The organism is Psychromicrobium xiongbiense, from assembly GCF_030271165.1.
Classification (GTDB): Bacteria; Actinomycetota; Actinomycetes; order Actinomycetales; family Micrococcaceae; genus Renibacterium; species Renibacterium xiongbiense.
On the sequence record NZ_JASSZH010000027.1, the window covers coordinates 1 to 17,609 of the forward strand.

Sequence of the window (17,609 nt, forward strand, 5' to 3'; positions counted from 1 at the left end):
CGGCTCTCCCTGCAGGGAGAGCCGCCTCCTGTTCAGCCTGACTGGCTAAACAGCTGGACTACTTGGTCAGCGGTGCCAGCGTCGGATCGTTCGCGTACTGCTCAGCAGCGTTGGCCTTGGTGACGACCACCGGAGTCAGGAACTGGGTGGGAACGTCCTTGGTGCCGTTGTTCGACGTGGTCGTCGTCGCGGGCTTCTTCCCGGCCTGCAGATCGGAGACCATCTGGATGGCGGCCTTCACCAGGTTGCGGGTGTCCTTGTTGATCGTGGAGTACTGCTCGCCTGCCATGATCGACTTGACCGACTCCGCCTCGGAATCCTGACCGGTCACCACGGGGATCGGCTTGCCAGCGGCCTTCACCGAGGTGATGATGGCGCGGGCCAGGGTGTCATTGGGGGAGAGGACGCCATCCAGCGCGGTGTTGGTGTAGAAACCGGCCAGTAGCGTGTCCATACGCTTCTGGGCGTTCTCTGCCTTCCAGCCCGCGGTAGCAGCGGCGTTCTGATCCTTCTGACCGGAGACGATCTTGACGTTGCCCTTATCGATCTCGGGCTGCAGGACCTTCATGGCGCCATCGAAGAAGGGCTTCGAGTTCGCATCATCATTGGATCCGGCAAAGACCTCAATGTTGTACGGGCCGGTGGCCTTCTTGGCTTTCATGCCGTCCAGCAGCGCCTGGCCCTGCAACTCACCGACCTTGAAGTTGTCGTAGGCGACGTAGTAGTCAACGTTGGCTGTGTTCGTCAGGTTGCGGTCGTAGGCGATGATGGTCGCGCCGGAGTCCTTGGCCTGCTTCAGCTGGGTACCGAGCTGCGAACCGTCGATCGCGCCGACAATGATGACCTTCGCGCCACCGGAAATCATGGCGCTGATCTGGTTCTGCTGCTCCGTGACGCCACCGTTGGCGAACTGGACGTTGGGCTTGAAGCCTGCGCTCTTCAACCCGTCGTTGAACAGGCCTTCTGCCAGAACCCAGTTGGCTGAGGTCTTCTGCGGAAGAGCCACACCGATGGCGGCGTTCTTGTCGAAACCGGCAGCGGCACTGCTGCCACCGGAGGTGGAGTCAGTGCGGCCGCAGCCGGTCAGTGCGAGAGCTGCGACGGTCGCGATTGTGGCGATCGACGTCAGCGTCTTCGTGAGTTTCACCATGATTGTCGCTTTCTTGTTGGGTATTTCTTCAGGAAACATCGGCGACAACTGCTGTGCCCCCGAAAGGTGGATGGGTTGGGGTCTGAGAACACCTAGGCGTTGATGACCTCGGTGGTTTTCTTCGGCTTGAATCCGCGGGTCAGGTAGCCGATGATCGACGGCCTGCCCTGCGTCTTGTTATATACATCGATGGCCACAGCCAGCAGCAGCACCAGACCCTTGATCACGGAGGTCATGTCCGCGCCAACGCTGAGCAGCTGGAGGCCGTTGTTCAGCACCGCCATGACCAGGCCACCGATCATCGACCCGACCACGGTGCCCACGCCGCCGCTGACTGCCGCACCACCGATGAACACGGCAGCGATGGCGTCCAGTTCCCAACCGGTGCCATCGAACGGGCCGGAAGAGGTGGAACGTCCGATGAAGACGATGGCAGCCACGGCGGCCAGAATCGACATGTTCATCATGACCAGGAAGTTGATCTTGCGGCTCTTCACACCGGAGAGCTCTGCGGCGTGCTTATTGCCGCCCACGGCGTAGACGTGGCGGCCCACAATGGTGCGGGAGGAGAGGAAGGCGTAGATCAGCACGAGCACGCCCAGAATGATTCCGGCGATGGGGAAGGAGGTGCCCGGACGGCCGGTGGCGTAGAGGTAGGTGGCGTAGCCGATGATGAGTGAGATCAGCACGGTCCGCACGATGACGGTCCACAACGGAGCGGCCGCACCGCCGAGTTCCTGAGCAGCCTTCCGGGAGCGTACTTCACCGAAGATGATGGCGGCAATACCCAGGACGCCGATCACCAGCGTGAGGTTGTTGAAGCCGGTGTCCGGGCCGAGCTCCGCGAGGTAGCCGCCGCCCAGGTACTGAATCTGATCCGGCACCGGGATGGTAGCCGAGTGGCCGACGACCTGGTTGAGACCGCGGAAAAGGAGCATGCCCGCCAGGGTCACGATGAAGGCCGGAACGCCCACATAGGCCACCCAGAAGCCCTGCCAGGCACCGACCACGGCACCGATGGCCAGGCCGAAGATGATGCCCAGCCACCAGGGAAAGTGCCAGTCCTGGATGGAAAGCGCAACACAGATGCCGACGAAGGCAGCCACCGAACCCACCGACAGGTCGATGTGCCCGGCGATGATGACCAGCACCATGCCGATGGCCAGGATCAACACGTAGGAGTTGCCGTTGATCAGGTTCTGCATATTGAACGGCGTGAGGACCTTGCCGTCCGTGGCAATCTGGAAGCCGACGATCAGGACGAGCAGGGCGAAGACCATGCCGAACTGACGGAGGTTGTTGCCAAAAACGTACTTGATGTTTTTCATAGGATGTTCCCCTGGATGAAGGCGGGTCAGGCGGACTTTTTATTGGCGGTCATCAACTTCATCAGGCTTTCCTGATCCGCATCGCCGCGGTTCAGGACACCTGTGATGGCGCCTTCGAAAATGGTGTAGATACGATCGGACAGGCCCAGAAGCTCGGGCAGTTCGGAGGAGATCACAATGACGCCCTTGCCCTGCTCGGCAAGCTTCTGAATGATCCCGTAAATCTCATACTTGGCTCCCACATCGATGCCGCGCGTGGGCTCGTCCAGAATCAGCAGGTCCGGGTCGGTGAACATCCACTTGGCCAGAACCACTTTTTGCTGATTGCCACCGGAGAGCTTGGCAACGCCTTCATCCACCGAGGGAGTCTTGGTGCGCAGCTGCTTACGGTAGTCCTCCGCCACGGCGTACTCTTCGTCATCGCTGACCACCAGGCCGTGGGTAATTTTTTTCAGGGCCGCCGCCACCGTGGTGGCCTTGATGTCATCGAGCAGGTTCAGGCCCAGGGCCTTGCGGTCCTCGGTGACATAGCCAAGTCCATGGTTGATGGCGTCGGTGACATTGTGCATCCGGATTTCCTTGCCGTCCTTGACAATGGTCCCGGAGAGGTAGCGGCCGTAGGAACGGCCGAAAAGAGAACGGGCCAGTTCGGTGCGCCCGGCGCCCATCAGCCCGGCGAAACCGACGATCTCGCCTCGGCGGACGGTGAAGGATTCGTTCTTGCAGACCAGACGGTCGGCAATCTGCGGGTGGCCGACGTTCCAGTTCTTGACTTCGAAAAAGACCTCACCGATGTTCGGGGTGTGATCGGGGAACCGGGACTCCAGGGCCCGGCCCACCATGCCGCGGATGATCCTGTCCTCATTGACGCCATCGGCCACCACATTGAGGGTTTCGATGGTCTTGCCGTCGCGGATGATGGTGATTTCATCGGCGACGGCCTCGATCTCGTTGAGCTTGTGCGAGATCATGATGGACGCGATGCCCTTGCTCTTCAGCCCGCGGATCAGATCCAGCAGATGCTGCGAATCCGATTCGTTCAGGGCTGCCGTGGGCTCGTCCAGAATGAGCAGCTTGACGGATTTGTTGAGTGCTTTGGCGATTTCCACGAGCTGTTGCTTGCCGACGCCGATCTCCTTGATCGGGGTGTCGGGGTCTTCATTGAGGCCGACCCGGGCGAGCAGGTCCAGCGCCCGTCGGCGCGCCTGGGCCCAGTCGATGGCTCCGAAGCGGGTGGGTTCGTTGCCCAGGAAGATGTTTTCCGTGATGGACAGTTCCGGGATGAGCGCCAGTTCCTGGTGGATGATGACGATGCCGGCCGCCTCGGAGGCGCGGATGTCTTTGAACTTGCAGATTTCGCCCTGGTAAAAGATCTCACCGGAGTAGGTGCCGTAGGGATATACCCCGGAGAGAACCTTCATCAGAGTGGATTTTCCGGCGCCGTTTTCACCGCAGATGGCATGGATTTCCGCCGCGTGGACGGTCAGGGACACCTCGGAGAGGGCCTTGACGCCAGGGAACTCCTTGGTGATTGAGCGCATTTCGAGAATGACCGGCGATTTTGTGGCATCGCTAGACGGCATGGAAACCCCTCCCAGTGGGACGTCATTGTCGCCCCTGTGTACGTGTCTGAATGAAAGTAAACTCTGCCGCGGGTGTTGTCGTCAAGCATTGAACGCAACAACTCGATAACGGATGCGTTTCAACTCAGCCGGTTCTGGCGCCGAGTCCCCGGTTGAGCAGAGTGGGAATTCCTTGATGCTGCAGGACCAGAGCGGCTGCCCCGAGCGCCTCAGCTCGATTTCCCAGCGAGGACATGACCACCTCGGTGGTAGCGCCCACCGCGGGAACCACATGGCGCAGCAGGCCTCGGCGCACCGGGTCGAGCAGCAGATCTCCCAGGCCTGCGAGCGGGCCGCCGATCACTATGACCTCGGGGTTGAGCAGATTGGCCACTACTGCGGCCGCCCGCCCGACGGCCAGGCCGGCATCGTCCACCACTCTCAGAGTGGCGGGATCTCCCTCATGCGCCAGACGAAGGATGTCGTCCACGGTCGCAGGTGCGGGATTCCGTCGAGCGAGAAGTTCCATCATGGTGGTGGTTGAGGCCATGGTTTCCAGGCATCCACGATTGCCGCAGCGGCAGACCAGGCCATGCTCGGCGATGATGGTGTGACCGATTTCTCCGGTGACGCCGATCGCGCCATAGAACAGAGACCCATCCAGGATCAGCCCGGAGCCGATGCCGGAGCCGATTTTGATGAAGACCAGATTCTGAACGGCGGTGTGTTCGCCCCAGGTGATCTGCGCCAGCGCGCCGAGGTTGGCGTCATTGTCCACATAGGCGGGCACCTGGAGGGCGTTCTGGAGCATATCCAGGATCTTGATACCGACCCATTCGGGAAGAATGGCGCCCTGGATGACTGCGCCGCTGCGGCTGTCGATGGGCCCCGGGATGCCGACGCCAGCGCCAATGACGGCGCTGGGTGGGAGCCCGGTCTCGGCGAGGAGTCCGGTCAGCAGCGAGGTGGCGGCCTGAACGCCTTCCTCGGCCCGGTGTCCAAGGGGCAGTCGGGCGGCACCTTCAGCGACCACCCGGTAGTCCAGGCTGGCCAGGACAACCCGGACGTGGGAGCGGCCGACGTCGATCCCCACCGCCACCGCGCCCTCGGAGTTGAGCTGAACACTGGTGGCGCGCCGGCCGGAACTCGTGGTGGGCGCGGTGGTGACCAGGCCGTCATCGGACATGATCCGGACCAGATTGGAGACTGTGGCGGTGGAGAGCCCGGTATGACGGGAGAGCTCGGCCTGGGTCAGTGGGCCTACGCTGGAGAGCGCCTGGACAATGCGGCGCTGGTTCTGCTGCCTCAGGGCCGACTGAGAGCCGGGATTTCGGGGAGCGCCCGACACTGGACGCGGTTCTGAGGCCATGGGATCAGAGTGCCCCACTTTGTTTTTGCAGTCAAGAATTGAACACACTTGAGCGTCAACATGTGATGATTGACGGCGCACCGAGTGCTTGGCCTCGCCTCAGGCAGTGGCCTCGCGATGTCCCTGGGCCAGGGCGAGGTAGGTGTCGGCATTGCGGTGCAGGCCAGCGATCTCTTCCGGCGAGAGTTCCCGCCGCACCTTGGCCGGAACGCCGGCAACGAGGGAGCGGGGCGGGATGACCATGCCTTCGAGGACCAGGGCTCCGGCCGCCACCAGGGTCTCTTCGCCGATCACCGAGTGGTTGAGCAACGTGGCATGCATGCCGATCAGGCAGTGATCGCCGACCGTTGCGCCATGCACCACCGCTCCGTGACCCACGCTGACGCCCTCCCCGATCACCGTCTGGATGCCGTGATCGGTGTGCACCGCCACATTGTCCTGGAGGTTGCTCCGGGCACCCAGGGTGATTGCGTCACAGTCCGCCCGGATCACCGCGCCGTAAAAGACGCTCGCTTCCGGGTGAATGGTGGCCTGTCCGATCACCGTGGCCGTCGGCGCGATGAACGCCGTCGGGTCGATCTGTGGGCTGTTGCCGTTGTAACTGAGGATCGTCGCCATGAGGCGAGTGTAGCGGGAGCAGCAGCCGCCGGTCCCCGCTCAGCCAGCAGCCTCGCTCAGCCGGCGAAGACGACGGTGCGATGTCCGTCCAGCAGCACCCGATGCTCGGCATGCCATTGCACTGCCTGGGCGAGTGTCCGTGCCTCCACGGCGCGCCCCATCCGGGCCAGCCGCTCGGGCGTATGCGCGTGATCCACCCGGATGACCTCCTGCTCAATGATCGGACCCTCATCGAGATCCGCGGTGACGTAATGTGCGGTCGCGCCGATCAGCTTGACCCCGCGGGCATGCGCCTGGGCATACGGCCGAGCACCCTTGAATGAGGGCAGGAAGGAGTGGTGGATGTTGATGGCTCGCCCCTCCAGATCCCGGCATAGGTCATTGGAGAGGATCTGCATATAGCGGGCCAGCACCACGAGTTCCACCGAGTGTTCCTCGGCAAGCTCACGCAGCGTTTGCTCAGCCTGATCCTTGGTGGCGGCGGTCACCGGGACATGGTGGAAGGGGATGCCGTAGAACGCTGCCAACTCGGCCAGATCGGTGTGGTTGGAGACGATGGCGGGCACCTCGATGGGCAGCTGGCCTGAGCGTTGCTGGAAGAGCAGCTCATTGAGGCAGTGTGCCTCCTTGGAGGCCAGAATCAGGGTCCGCACCGGAGTGCCGACGCGGTGCAGTGCCCAGTCCATGCTGAAGGCCTCGGCCACCGGCTTCAGCGCGGCGTGCAATTCGCCGTAGGAGGAGCTGGCCGTAGCTTCCACCCGCATGAAGAAGCTGCCGCCCTCTGTGGGCTGACCGGGGAGCGCTGACTGGCCGGCCAGCGCCCGGCTCGGGCTGCCATACTGCTGCGATTCGGTGATGTTTCCGCCAGCGGCCACCAGTGCGCCACTGACCGCGTGCACGATGCCGGGCTGATCCAGGCAGGAGAGGGTCAGCGCGTAGCGTTCGGACACGTCGGAGTGCGGAAAAGAATCGGCCATTCCTTCAGGCTACTGGGTTTGAGCCGCCAATGCGGAGTCCGGTGCCGGCTGAGTGAGGCGTTGCCCGGTCAGGGAGCGGAGGGCTGCAAGCGCAGCAGCCCGCCCGGCACGGGTGGCGCCCAGCGTTGACGCCGATGCCCCATACCCCACCAGAAAGAGACGCGGCTCTTTCACGACGCTGACGCCATCGGCCGCCATCAGGATGCCGCCACCTGGCTCCCGCAACCTCAACGGGGTCAGCTGGTCCAGCGAGGCCCGGAACCCGGTGGCCCAGAGCACCACGTCGATGGGCTCCTCGCTGCCATCGGCAAAGACCGCAGCCCCAGATTTGAGCCGCACCAGGGGTCCGCGGGAGACCAGGATGCCCGCCTCAATGCCGCGTCGATACTGTTCGGTCAGCGGCAGCCCGGTCACCGAGACCACGGACGATGGCGGCCGCCCCGCCCGGGTGCGCTCGCTCACCGCACGCTCCACCTCGCGGCCCCAGTCGGGATTGAACTCGCGGCTGCGGAATTCCGGCGCGCGGCGGGTCGACCAGACGGTGCGGGCCCCGGCCTCCGCCAGTTGCAGCAGGAACTGCACGGCAGAAGTGCCCCCGCCCACCACCAGGACCCGTTGACCGGTGAATTCTGCGGCCGAACGGAAGTCGTGGGTATGCAGCTGCCGTCCGGCAAAATCTGCAGCCCCGGGGTAGACCGGCCAATAGGGGCGGTCCCAGGTCCCGGTCCCGCTCACCACCCGCCGCGCGCTGAAGGTTCCGGCATCGGTGATCACGCTGAGTGGGGCGGCATCGTCGCTCAAAGGGGAGCCATTCTGCACGGCGGACACCCGTACCGGGCGGAGCACCTGCAGGCCCATCGCTGCTTCGAAGGCACCGTAATATTCGGCTACCACCTCCGAGGCCGGCCGGGTGGTGTCCGGGCCGTCGGGAAAATAGCCCGCCTGGGGGAAGGCTGGGAGATCGTGGATGCCGTGCGCGGCCCCGAGTGTGAGGGAGGGCCAACGATGCCGCCAGGCACCACCCGGGCCAGGATTCGCGTCGATCACCAGAAAGTCGGTCCCGGCGCGCAAGCCCTTCCGGCTCAGGTGGTAGGCCGCAGCCAGCCCGGCTTGTCCCGCGCCGATCACGATGACCATGTACACCCGTTCCATGACCGGCTCAACGCCCAGAACGCCGACTCCCATTCCCGCGCAGTTGGGAACATTCCCGCACGGTTGGGAGGGGGCGGGGCGCAGCCCGTAGACTGGGCCTGTTGCGACTGGCGTAGGGTGGGTCACCACCGGGGAGCGACACACAGCGGTGGATGCACCCGGAAACCGTTGTGAACAGTGCAGACCATGGATCGAACGCCTGGGACCGAGGTCATGTTTACGGTGTGTCATCTTCAGGACAACCCGATAACCTGACCCATGAAACCCCGCGTCTTGTCGCACATCCCAAGGAGCCGCATATGTCCGTCGATCACGTCTCTAACCAGTCCCTCGCGGAGCTCGATCCCGAGATCGCCCAGGTCCTTTCCGATGAGCTGGGTCGCCAGCGCAACACCCTGGAAATGATCGCTTCAGAAAACTTTGCTCCCCGCGCTGTGCTGGAAGCCCAGGGCTCGGTGCTGACCAATAAGTACGCCGAGGGCTACCCGGGGCGCCGCTACTACGGTGGCTGCGAGTTCGTCGATGTCGCTGAGAACCTCGCCATCGACCGGGTCAAGGCGTTGTTCGGAGCCGAATACGCCAACGTCCAGCCGCATTCCGGCGCCCAGGCCAATGCCGCAGCGCTCGCCGCGATGATCACCCCCGGCGACAAGATCCTGGGTCTGTCCCTGGCTCACGGTGGTCACCTGACCCACGGCATGAAGCTGAATTTCTCCGGCAAGCTCTACGAAGTGGCTGCCTACCAGGTCGAAGAAGACAGCTTCCGTATCGATATGGACAAGCTGCGCGAGCAGGCCATTGCGGAGAAGCCTCAGGTCATCATCGCCGGTTGGTCGGCCTACCCCCGCCACCTTGATTTCGCCGCCTTCCGCTCCATTGCGGATGAGGTCGGCGCTCTGCTCTGGACCGATATGGCGCACTTCGCCGGTCTGGTCGCCGCGGGCCTGCACCCGAGCCCGGTGCCGTACTCCGACGTCGTCACCTCCACGGTGCACAAGACGCTCGCCGGCCCGCGTTCCGGCGTGATTCTGGCCAAGCAGGAGTGGGCCAAGAAGCTCAACTCCGCTGTGTTCCCCGGCCAGCAGGGCGGTCCGCTGATGCACGTGATCGCCGCCAAGGCGACCGCCTTCAAAATCGCCGGTTCCGCTGAGTTCAAGGAGCGCCAGGAACGCGTTCTCGAGGGCGCCAAGATCATCGCCGATCGCCTCAACCAGCCCGATGTCGCCGCAGCAGGCGTCTCGGTGCTGACCGGTGGGACCGATGTTCACCTGGTCCTGGTGGACCTGCGTCATTCTGAGCTGGACGGCCAGCAGGCCGAGGATCTGCTGCATTCCGTGGGCATCACGGTCAATCGCAACGCCGTGCCGTTCGACCCGCGCCCGCCGATGGTCACCTCCGGTCTGCGCATCGGTACTCCGGCGCTGGCCACCCGCGGATTCGGTGCTGCCGAGTTCACCGAGGTCGCCGAGATCATCGCCACCGCGCTCAAGGCAGGTTCCTCCGTCGATGCCGAGGCGCTCAAGGCTCGCGTGGCCAAGCTGGCTGAGGACTTCCCGCTGTACCCCGGGATCGAAGGCTGACGATGACTGCCCAGACTCTGGATGGCAAGAAGGCTGCCGCGGAGCTAAAGGCCGAGCTGGTCGAGCGGATCGCCGCGCTCAAGGGGCGCGGTGTGACGCCCGGGCTGGCCACGGTGCTCGTCGGTGACGATGCCCCCAGCCACGCCTATGTGCGGATGAAGCACCGCGATGCCCAGGAGCTGGGCTTCGCCTCCTTCGAACGCCCTTTGCCTGCTGAGACCAGCCAGGCTGAGCTGGAAGCCGTCATCGACGAGCTGAACGCGAATCCGCAGGTGCACGGCATCCTGGTGCAGATCCCACTGCCCAAGCACCTGGATGAGCATGCCATCCTGGAGCGGATCAACCCGGACAAGGATGCCGACGGCCTGCACCCGGTCAATCTGGGCAAGCTGGTACTCAATGTCAACGGCCCCATCGACAGTCCGCTGCCCTGCACTCCGGTGGGCGCCATCGAGCTCCTGCTGCGCAACGACATCGAACTCGCTGGGAAGCACGTGGTGGTGGTGGGACGTGGAATCACGGTGGGGCGCGCGCTCGGCCTGCTGTTGACTCGCCGCGTCATCAACGCGACCGTGACGCTGACCCACACCGGCACCGTTGATCTGCCTTCGTATCTGCGTCAGGCCGATGTGGTGATTTCTGCCGTCGGTGTGGCTCATCTGATCACCGCGGAGGACCTCAAGCCCGGTGCCGTGGTGCTCGATGTCGGCGTCTCCCGGGAGCTGGACCAGGCGACCGGTAAGTCGATGCTGCGTGGCGACGTGGACCCGAGCGTCTGGGAGACGGCGTCCTGGGTGTCGCCAAATCCGGGCGGCGTGGGCCCGATGACGCGGGCTCTGTTGATGAGCAATGTGGTCCAGGCCGCGGAACGGCTGGCAGCCAACGCCTGACCGGCATCTCTGACGCTGACCGACGCCCTGACCGAACGGGTAGAGGGGCGGGGGTACTCCAGAGGGAGTAGGCCCGCCCCTCCGCTGTGCCACCCCGGAGGGCTGTGTCCACGCACTGTGAGGATTAGGCTCCTGCTATGACGGCAAGCCCTGGTGCGACCATGCGTACGGTGCCCCGCGGGCAGCTCATTCGCACCCTGGCCCTCATCGTGGGCCTGTGCATCGTGGGCGTCCTGGGCAGCCACCTGGGCCAGTTCCGTCAGCCCGAGGCGCGTCCGCTCGATGCCCTGGCCGTCATCGTGCTTCTGCTCGGCCCTTTAAGCCTGCTGCTGCGCTGGCGCCTCCCCGCCGTGATGCCACCCTTCACTCTTGCCTGCAGCCTGATCTATCTGCTCATGGGCTATCCCTGGGGTCCTCAGCCGCTCAGCTTCGCCGCGGCCGTGATTCTGGCCTTCATCGCGGGGCTGCGTCTGATGCCCTGGCTGTGCCTGGCCATTGCCGCGCTCGCGGTGCTGGCGTCATCGCTGGTCCCGGGAGTGAGCCCCGCAGAACTCGGCGTGTTCCGGGCCTGGGCCGTGGTGGCCTGGCTCGTGGTGGTGGGCCTGGCGGGGCAGGTGATCCGCTGGCGGGTGGAACGGATTCAGGAGATGCGCCGCCGCAGGGTGGAGCAGGCAGAGATGGACCGTAACAGTGAGCGGCTGGCCTTGGCCCGCGATATTCACGATGTGGTGGCGCATTCTCTGGCCACCATCAATGTGCGGGCATCGGTTGCGCTGCACCTGGCACACCGTGATCCGAGCCAGGTTGAACCGGCGTTGAAGGCGATCAAGACGACGTCCAAGGAAGCGCTTGACGAGGTCCGTGAACTCCTGGGCGTGCTGCGCCAGGACAATCCGTCCACCGCGCCGCTGGAACCAACCGCCCCACTGGAGCGGTTGCCCAGGCTCTTTGACCAGGCGCGCGATGCCGGCCTGGAGGTGAGCGAGCGGATCAACCTGGGGCGGCCGCTGAGCGCTGGGCAGCAGGCGGTGTGTTTTCGGGTGGTGCAGGAATCGCTGACCAATGTGATCCGCCACGCCCATGCGCATCGTGTCCAGGTGCGGATCAACAGTTCCACAGCGTTGTTGAGCATTGAGGTGGACGATGACGGCCGTGGGCTCGGGGTGGAAAGCCCAGAGGCGAGCGCCGGAAATGGGTTGCGCGGCATGCAGGAGCGGGTCAGCGGCCTGGGCGGGACGCTGAGCCTGCAGAATCTGGGGCCGGGCCTGGGTATTCATGTACTGATTCCGCTGGTTCCACCGACCGGATCCGGCTTGACGGGCTCGGCGCGCCCGGCGGATGCTGAGATGACGACACCCCCGGAGGTGAAGAATCATGATTGAGGTTCTGCTGGCGGATGACCAGACGCTCATCCGTGCGGGTTTCCGGGCCCTGATCGATGCCGAACCGGATATGCACGTAGTGGGCGAGTGCGGCACTGGCGCCGCCGTGGTCCGGCTGGCTCAGCGGCATCGTCCCACGGTGGTCCTGATGGACATCCGGATGCCCGATGGCGATGGGCTCACCGCCACGGAAGCGATCACCGCCAATCCCGCTCTAGCGCAGACCAAGGTCATCATTCTGACCACTTTTGAGCTGGACGAATACATCCTGCGAGCCATCCACGCCGGGGCCGCGGGGTTCCTGGTCAAGGACACCGAGCCGGAAGAGCTTCTGCGCGGTATCCGGGTTGTCGCGGAGGGGGAAGCATTGCTCTCACCCTCGGTGACCCGCAAGATGCTCCAGCAGCTGGCCCAGCACAGCAGCGAATTCCACTTCCCGCCCGGATTCGACCAGCTGACCTCCCGAGAACGTGAGGTACTGGCGCTGGTGGGGGAGGGCTGCAATAACACCGAGCTGGCTCAGAGGTTGTTCATCGCCCCGCTGACCGCCAAGACGCACGTCTCGCGCGTGATGACCAAACTGGCGGCACGCGACCGGTCCCAGCTGGTCGTCATGGCCTACGAATCGGGACTGGTGCGACCAGGCCAGGCGACGGCATCGCACGCTGACTGAGGCTGTTGACTGGCTATCGGCTGGCCGCTCTGACTGACTGGACGCCCCCACTGCACCGCAGGGAGTACCCGGCCGTGCCAAGATGACTCCACGGGAGGGACGCCTTCGGAGGCGCGGAAGAGAAGACTCATCAGTGAGGCCAGAAAGGCCGCATGTTCACCGTTGAGGAGTTCTGATGTTCACCACCCTGGCCCCAGCCGTCACCGCAGGCCTTGCCTATGCTCCCGCCTTTGGCCCCATGGGTCATGGCGGTCCCGGGTTCTTCTTCCCCTTGCTGTTTATTGTGCCGTTCGTCTTCCTGGCCTTTGTGGCGGTCATGGTCACGGTGGGACGGCGCTTCTGGTGGCGCAGGCACCATGAGATGGGCAGCCTCGGCGCCGAATCCGTGTTGCGCGAGCGCTATGCCCGCGGCGAGATCGATGAATCCGAGTACCGTGCGCGTCTGGAGGTTCTGCGCAGTAATCCGCGCTGAACTTGAATCCGCGCTGACGCTGAGGACGCTGAGTGGGATTCGGAAGAGATCCCGCTCAGCCTCTTCATAGAATCGAATATGTGTACTAGCCTGTGTTGAGTGTCCCTTGATTCCATCACTCACTCCGCAGACCGGAACCAGCCGGAATTTGTCGTCTCCGCTCACCAGCTGACCAAAAAATACGGTGACTTCACCGCGGTAGACGGCATCAGCTTTGACGTCCCCGCGGGTGAGGCTTTTGGCCTGTTGGGGCCCAACGGTGCTGGTAAATCGACCACCATGCGGATGATTGGTGGAGTCTCTCAGCGCACCTCTGGCACCCTGACCATCATGGGGCTGGACCCGGAACAGCACGGACCCCAGGTCCGGGCTCACCTGGGCGTGGTGCCTCAGCAGGACAATCTGGATGAGGAACTGCGGGTGCGGGACAACCTCATCGTGTACGGCCGCTACTTTGGTCTGCCGCTGAGTTACCTCAAGCCCAAAGCGGAGGAGCTGCTGGAGTTCGCCCAGCTCACCGACAAGGCTCAGGCCAAGGTGGACGACCTGTCCGGTGGCATGAAGCGCCGGCTGACCATTGCCCGCTCACTGGTCAACGATCCGAAGATCCTGCTGCTGGATGAGCCCACCACCGGCCTGGACCCGCAGGCGCGCCACATTCTCTGGGACCGGCTCTTCCGGCTCAAGGAGGCTGGCACCACGCTGATCCTCACCACCCACTACATGGACGAGGCGGAACAGCTCTGTGACCGGCTCATTGTGGTGGATCAGGGTCAGATTATGGCGGAAGGCTCCCCGGCCTCGCTGATCCGGGAGTACTCCACCCGGGAGGTGGTGGAGCTTCGCTTCGGTTCGGAGCGCAATGCCTCGGTTGCGACCGAGCTGGCGACGCTTCCCGGGTTCGCAGGCCCCGGTGGTCTGGCTGACCGGGTGGAGAGCCTGCCGGACCGGGTGCTGGTCTATTCGAACGATGGCGAAGCGGTGCTGGAGGCGGTGACCAGTCGCGGCCTGCGACCGCTCACCTCTCTCGTCCGCAGGTCATCGCTGGAGGATGTCTTCCTCCGGCTGACGGGGAGGAGCCTCGTTGACTGAGCATGGTCTGAGTGGGCACAACGCCGCGTCGCCCGCCGACTCCGGAGCCGGCATCGCGCGTGGCCGGACCCGTCTGCCCAACCCCTTGACCCCACTCGAATCCGCCGAGCGTGCCCGGCGCTTCGGCTGGTGGTATTTCGCCGAGCAGGTCCTGCGGCAGATGCGGGTCTATCTGGTCTCCGTCATCATGTACTCGATCGGCACCCCGCTGGCCTATCTGTTGGCGATGGGTGTTGGACTGGCCACCCTGGTCAATGCCAGTGCGCAGCACCAGTTCTCCGGGGTCAGCTACCAGGTCTTCATCGCCCCGGCGTTGGTTGCTTCAACGGCGCTGATGTCCGCCGCCGGGGAATTCATGTACCCCGTGATGGATGGCTTCAAGTGGCGGCGGGTCTACTACGGGCCCTATGCCTCTCCGTTGCGTCCCGAGCAGATTGCTCAGGGGCATGTGGTGGCGGTGTTCCTGCGGATTCTGCTGCCCACTGTCATCTATTACCTGATCGTAGTGCTGTTCGGGGTGGCACCGAGCCCCTGGGGCTGGTTCTCGGTGCTCAGCGCGAGCATCGCAGCCATGTCTTTCGGCCTGCCGCTGATGGCCTGGACGGCCACCCTGACCAAGGATGCCGGGCAGTTCGCCCTGGTGCAGCGCTTTGTGGTCGCCCCGTTGTTCCTGTTTTCCGGGACCTTCTTCCCGCTGACCCAGTTGCCGTGGTTCCTGCAGTGGATCGGCTGGATTTCGCCGTTGTGGCACGCCACGGAGCTGGGACGCGTGTTCAGCTTCGGCTACCAGGAACCTCTCTGGCTGAGCCTGATGCATGCCGCCTATCTACTGGTGCTGGCCTGGCTGGGCTGGGTCCTGGCCCAGAGAATGTTTGCCCGGAGGTTACAGGGATGAGTCCCCAGACTTTAGCCGCCCGCGATGCCGTGGCTGCCGCCGTCCAGCGCGTGGCCGCACGAAAGGGCCCGCTGGCTGCTCTGTATTCTGGCAACGCCCGGGCTGTCATCGCCCGCGGACTGCTGGTCAGCCGCAGCACCAACTGGCCCGTCATGGTGTCCGGGTTCTTTGAGCCGGTCCTCTACCTGCTCTCGATGGGCGTTGGCCTGGGCGGACTGGTCGGTACCGTCACGGGGCCCGGTGGCGCACCGATCAGCTACGCGGCGTACATCGCCCCGGCCCTCCTGGCCACCTCGGCCATGAACGGCGCGGTCTACGACTCCACGATGAACGTTTTCTTCAAGATGAACTTCGCCAAGCTGTACCAGGGCATGCTTTACACCTCGCTGGGTCCGCTGGACGTGGCGCTGGGCGAGATCTTCCTGGCCCTGCTGCGTGGGCTGGTCTATGCGACTGGGTTCACCGTGGTGATGGCGGTGATGGGGCTGGTGAGTTCGCCCTGGGCGCTGCTCATGGTGCCGGCGTCGGTGTTCATCGCTTTCGGTTTTGCCAGCTTCGGTATGGGCATCACCAGCTTTATGAAGACGTTCGCCCAGCTGGACTGGGTGGGCTTCGTGATGCTGCCGATGTTCCTGTTCTCCGCCACGTTCTACCCGCTGAGCGTCTACCCGGAACCCATTCAGTGGCTGATTCAGGCGATGCCGCTCTGGCACGGGGTGGAGTTGCTGCGCGAGCTGGGTGCTGGCGTGGTCGGCTGGGGAACACTGGGGCACCTGGCGTATTACCTGGTGATGATCGTGGCGGGGCTGGTCCTGACCACCTCACGCCTGCGGAAGCTGTTCCTGCGCTGACGCCTCGCTGGCGGAGCTCGTTCGCCGCTCGCGGAAGCCCGGCCCAGGAAACCACAATCCTCAGGCGACAGGAGACAATAGGAGCATGTTCTCGCAAATCTCAGACAGTACCCCTGGTAACTCTCAGCGACGGCCCGGCCGCTGGGCCGCGGTAGGCCCGATTGTCCTCGCCGTGGTGTTCCTGGTGGCTCTGGTGCTGGCAGCGAACAACAACACGGTGTTGGGCTGGTTCATCGCCGCGGTGGCTCTGGCCTGGCTGATCCTCGCCACCTTGGTCTACATCGGCGTGGTCAAGGCCGCCCGGTTCGGAGCCGAGCAGGTGCGCCGGGTACGGGCTGACCTGAGCGGTCAGCAGCACCCGGCGTCATCGTCGGCCTCAGCACCGGCGGGCACCCGACTGGTGGATGAGAGCCCCAGCCACGGTGTGCGGGATACCAAACTGGACCACAGCTTCAAGATCGTTCAGGTTCAGGCCCGGGTGATTCGTGACGAGTGGGCCAAGGCCGATGGCGGCGATCAGGAGATTGTGGCGCGCGCTCTGGAGACGATCGACATCACGGCACACAACGGCCGGGACATGCTCGGCGTGAACCGGCCCGGCGACGACACCATCTCCGGCGTGGTGATCGACTGAGACACCTCCGCCGTACAGACTTCGGGCCAGGGCAAAACGTCAGCCATAACGAGTAAGGTGATGGAGTGAGCAGCACAACACCCGATACCACCGCAGCAGTCAGCACCGGTTCCGTACGGCCGGCGAAACCGGAGAATGCGCTCCGGCTCGCCTCCGTCAACGTCAACGGCATCCGTGCCGCCTATCGTAAGGGCATGGCGGACTGGCTGGCCGATCGTGAAGTCGACATCCTCTGCCTTCAGGAGGTGCGTGCGCCCGATGACGTGGTGAACGGCTTTCTGGCCGAGGAATGGCACCTCCTTCACGCGGAAGCGGCGGATAAGGGCCGTGCTGGCGTCCTGATCGCCTCGCGTAAGGGCGCTTTCGAACCGACTGCCACCCGACTGGGCGTGGGTGACTCGTATTTCGATACTACGGGTCGCTGGGTGGAGGCTGATTACGCCCTGCCTGGAGGCAAGCAACTCACCGTGGTCAGCGCTTACGTCCACTCCGGTGAGGTGGACACCCCCAAGCAGGTGGACAAATACCGCTTCCTTGATGCCATGGTGGTGCGCCTGCCGGAACTGGCAGCACACAGCGACTATGCCGTGATCGTGGGTGACCTCAACGTGGGGCACAAGACGCTGGACATCAAAAACTGGAAGGGCAATGTCAAGAATGCCGGTTTCCTGCCGCAGGAACGGGCCTACTTTGACCGCTTCTTCGGTGAGGAGATCGGCTGGAAGGACGTAGCCCGGGAGATTGCGGGCGAGGTGGAGGGGCCGTACACCTGGTGGTCCCAGCGCGGCCAGGCCTTCGACAACAACACCGGATGGCGCATCGACTACCAGATGGTGACCCCCAGCCTGCTGGCCGAGGTGGCCGACGTCGTGGTGGACCGTGCGGCCAGCTATGACGGTCGATGGTCCGATCACGCGCCTCTGGTGGTCGACTACACGATTCTCTGACGCTGGGTCCTCAGACCCGGGTCCCCTCCCGATTCTC

17 protein-coding genes are annotated in these 17,609 nt (G+C 64.3%); 10 read left to right on the plus strand and 7 right to left on the minus strand.

Annotated features, from left to right (window positions below):
* Nucleotides 1–58: 58 nt before the first annotated feature.
* The 7 genes from QQM37_RS10695 to QQM37_RS10725 all read right to left on the minus strand — a co-directional run bounded on the left by QQM37_RS10695 (nucleotide 59) and on the right by QQM37_RS10725 (nucleotide 8,189).
* A complete protein-coding gene (locus tag QQM37_RS10695; RefSeq protein ID WP_285727334.1) occupies nucleotides 59–1,150 on the minus strand; it encodes a substrate-binding domain-containing protein in 1,092 nt (363 codons plus the stop codon).
* Between the two features lie 92 nt (nucleotides 1,151–1,242).
* Nucleotides 1,243–2,478, minus strand: a complete 1,236-nt coding sequence (mmsB, locus tag QQM37_RS10700) for a multiple monosaccharide ABC transporter permease (RefSeq protein WP_285727335.1) — start codon at nucleotides 2,476–2,478, stop codon at nucleotides 1,243–1,245.
* A 26-nt stretch (nucleotides 2,479–2,504) separates the two neighbouring features.
* Nucleotides 2,505–4,061, minus strand: a complete 1,557-nt coding sequence (gene mmsA / locus QQM37_RS10705) for a multiple monosaccharide ABC transporter ATP-binding protein (RefSeq protein ID WP_285727337.1) — start codon at nucleotides 4,059–4,061, stop codon at nucleotides 2,505–2,507.
* A gap of 124 nt (nucleotides 4,062–4,185) precedes the next feature.
* Nucleotides 4,186–5,409 (minus strand): ROK family transcriptional regulator, encoded by a 1,224-nt coding sequence (locus QQM37_RS10710; RefSeq protein WP_285727339.1) that lies wholly within the window; start codon nucleotides 5,407–5,409, stop codon nucleotides 4,186–4,188.
* 99 nt (nucleotides 5,410–5,508) lie between these two features.
* On the minus strand, nucleotides 5,509–6,027 hold the full coding sequence (locus tag QQM37_RS10715) for a gamma carbonic anhydrase family protein (protein WP_285727341.1): 519 nt from the start codon (nucleotides 6,025–6,027) through the stop codon (nucleotides 5,509–5,511).
* A 56-nt stretch (nucleotides 6,028–6,083) separates the two neighbouring features.
* Nucleotides 6,084–7,004 carry a formyltetrahydrofolate deformylase gene (gene purU, locus QQM37_RS10720; protein ID WP_285727342.1) on the minus strand — a complete coding sequence of 307 codons (921 nt, stop codon included), beginning with the start codon at nucleotides 7,002–7,004 and terminating at the stop codon, nucleotides 6,084–6,086.
* Between the two features lie 9 nt (nucleotides 7,005–7,013).
* Nucleotides 7,014–8,189 (minus strand): FAD-dependent oxidoreductase, encoded by a 1,176-nt coding sequence (locus QQM37_RS10725; RefSeq protein WP_285727343.1) that lies wholly within the window; start codon nucleotides 8,187–8,189, stop codon nucleotides 7,014–7,016.
* 266 nt (nucleotides 8,190–8,455) lie between these two features.
* Here QQM37_RS10725 and glyA point away from each other — a divergent pair, with 266 nt between their 5' ends.
* From glyA to QQM37_RS10775, 10 genes are all read left to right on the plus strand, one after another.
* Nucleotides 8,456–9,736, plus strand: coding sequence for a serine hydroxymethyltransferase (gene glyA / locus QQM37_RS10730; protein ID WP_285727344.1), 1,281 nt, complete (start codon nucleotides 8,456–8,458; stop codon nucleotides 9,734–9,736).
* A 2-nt stretch (nucleotides 9,737–9,738) separates the two neighbouring features.
* The gene (locus QQM37_RS10735; protein ID WP_285727345.1) at nucleotides 9,739–10,626 is read left to right on the plus strand and encodes a bifunctional methylenetetrahydrofolate dehydrogenase/methenyltetrahydrofolate cyclohydrolase; all 888 of its coding nucleotides are present in this window, start codon (nucleotides 9,739–9,741) and stop codon (nucleotides 10,624–10,626) included.
* 137 nt (nucleotides 10,627–10,763) lie between these two features.
* On the plus strand, nucleotides 10,764–12,008 hold the full coding sequence (locus QQM37_RS10740; RefSeq protein WP_285727346.1) for a sensor histidine kinase: 1,245 nt from the start codon (nucleotides 10,764–10,766) through the stop codon (nucleotides 12,006–12,008).
* Nucleotides 12,001–12,681, plus strand: coding sequence for a response regulator transcription factor (locus tag QQM37_RS10745; RefSeq protein WP_285727347.1), 681 nt, complete (start codon nucleotides 12,001–12,003; stop codon nucleotides 12,679–12,681). The genes QQM37_RS10740 and QQM37_RS10745 overlap by 8 nt, the downstream gene beginning before the upstream one ends.
* A gap of 175 nt (nucleotides 12,682–12,856) precedes the next feature.
* Complete coding sequence (locus QQM37_RS10750) at nucleotides 12,857–13,153, plus strand: SHOCT domain-containing protein (RefSeq protein ID WP_285727348.1); 297 nt, start codon at nucleotides 12,857–12,859, stop codon at nucleotides 13,151–13,153.
* Nucleotides 13,154–13,252: 99 nt separating this feature from the next.
* Nucleotides 13,253–14,245 carry an ABC transporter ATP-binding protein gene (locus QQM37_RS10755; protein WP_285727349.1) on the plus strand — a complete coding sequence of 331 codons (993 nt, stop codon included), beginning with the start codon at nucleotides 13,253–13,255 and terminating at the stop codon, nucleotides 14,243–14,245.
* A 52-nt stretch (nucleotides 14,246–14,297) separates the two neighbouring features.
* Complete coding sequence (locus tag QQM37_RS10760; protein WP_285727455.1) at nucleotides 14,298–15,140, plus strand: ABC transporter permease; 843 nt, start codon at nucleotides 14,298–14,300, stop codon at nucleotides 15,138–15,140.
* A complete protein-coding gene (locus QQM37_RS10765) occupies nucleotides 15,137–15,991 on the plus strand; it encodes an ABC transporter permease (RefSeq protein WP_285727350.1) in 855 nt (284 codons plus the stop codon). Before QQM37_RS10760 ends, QQM37_RS10765 begins: the two co-directional genes overlap by 4 nt.
* 85 nt (nucleotides 15,992–16,076) lie before the next feature.
* Complete coding sequence (locus QQM37_RS10770; protein ID WP_285727351.1) at nucleotides 16,077–16,625, plus strand: hypothetical protein; 549 nt, start codon at nucleotides 16,077–16,079, stop codon at nucleotides 16,623–16,625.
* A gap of 65 nt (nucleotides 16,626–16,690) precedes the next feature.
* Nucleotides 16,691–17,572, plus strand: coding sequence for an exodeoxyribonuclease III (locus QQM37_RS10775; protein ID WP_285727352.1), 882 nt, complete (start codon nucleotides 16,691–16,693; stop codon nucleotides 17,570–17,572).
* Nucleotides 17,573–17,609 lie beyond the last annotated feature (37 nt).

Bases quoted from the DNA above. Each gene is read 5' to 3' on its own strand.
- QQM37_RS10695 (WP_285727334.1), bottom strand. From the start codon at position 1,150: ATGGTGAAACTCACGAAGACGCTGACGTCGATCGCCACAATCGCGACC.
- mmsB (WP_285727335.1), bottom strand. From the start codon at position 2,478: ATGAAAAACATCAAGTACGTTTTTGGCAACAACCTCCGTCAGTTCGGC.
- mmsA (WP_285727337.1), bottom strand. From the start codon at position 4,061: ATGCCGTCTAGCGATGCCACAAAATCGCCGGTCATTCTCGAAATGCGC.
- QQM37_RS10710 (WP_285727339.1), bottom strand. From the start codon at position 5,409: ATGGCCTCAGAACCGCGTCCAGTGTCGGGCGCTCCCCGAAATCCCGGC.
- QQM37_RS10715 (WP_285727341.1), bottom strand. From the start codon at position 6,027: ATGGCGACGATCCTCAGTTACAACGGCAACAGCCCACAGATCGACCCG.
- purU (WP_285727342.1), bottom strand. From the start codon at position 7,004: ATGGCCGATTCTTTTCCGCACTCCGACGTGTCCGAACGCTACGCGCTG.
- QQM37_RS10725 (WP_285727343.1), bottom strand. From the start codon at position 8,189: ATGGGAGTCGGCGTTCTGGGCGTTGAGCCGGTCATGGAACGGGTGTAC.
- glyA (WP_285727344.1), top strand. From the start codon at position 8,456: ATGTCCGTCGATCACGTCTCTAACCAGTCCCTCGCGGAGCTCGATCCC.
- QQM37_RS10735 (WP_285727345.1), top strand. From the start codon at position 9,739: ATGACTGCCCAGACTCTGGATGGCAAGAAGGCTGCCGCGGAGCTAAAG.
- QQM37_RS10740 (WP_285727346.1), top strand. From the start codon at position 10,764: ATGACGGCAAGCCCTGGTGCGACCATGCGTACGGTGCCCCGCGGGCAG.
- QQM37_RS10745 (WP_285727347.1), top strand. From the start codon at position 12,001: ATGATTGAGGTTCTGCTGGCGGATGACCAGACGCTCATCCGTGCGGGT.
- QQM37_RS10750 (WP_285727348.1), top strand. From the start codon at position 12,857: ATGTTCACCACCCTGGCCCCAGCCGTCACCGCAGGCCTTGCCTATGCT.
- QQM37_RS10765 (WP_285727350.1), top strand. From the start codon at position 15,137: ATGAGTCCCCAGACTTTAGCCGCCCGCGATGCCGTGGCTGCCGCCGTC.
- QQM37_RS10770 (WP_285727351.1), top strand. From the start codon at position 16,077: ATGTTCTCGCAAATCTCAGACAGTACCCCTGGTAACTCTCAGCGACGG.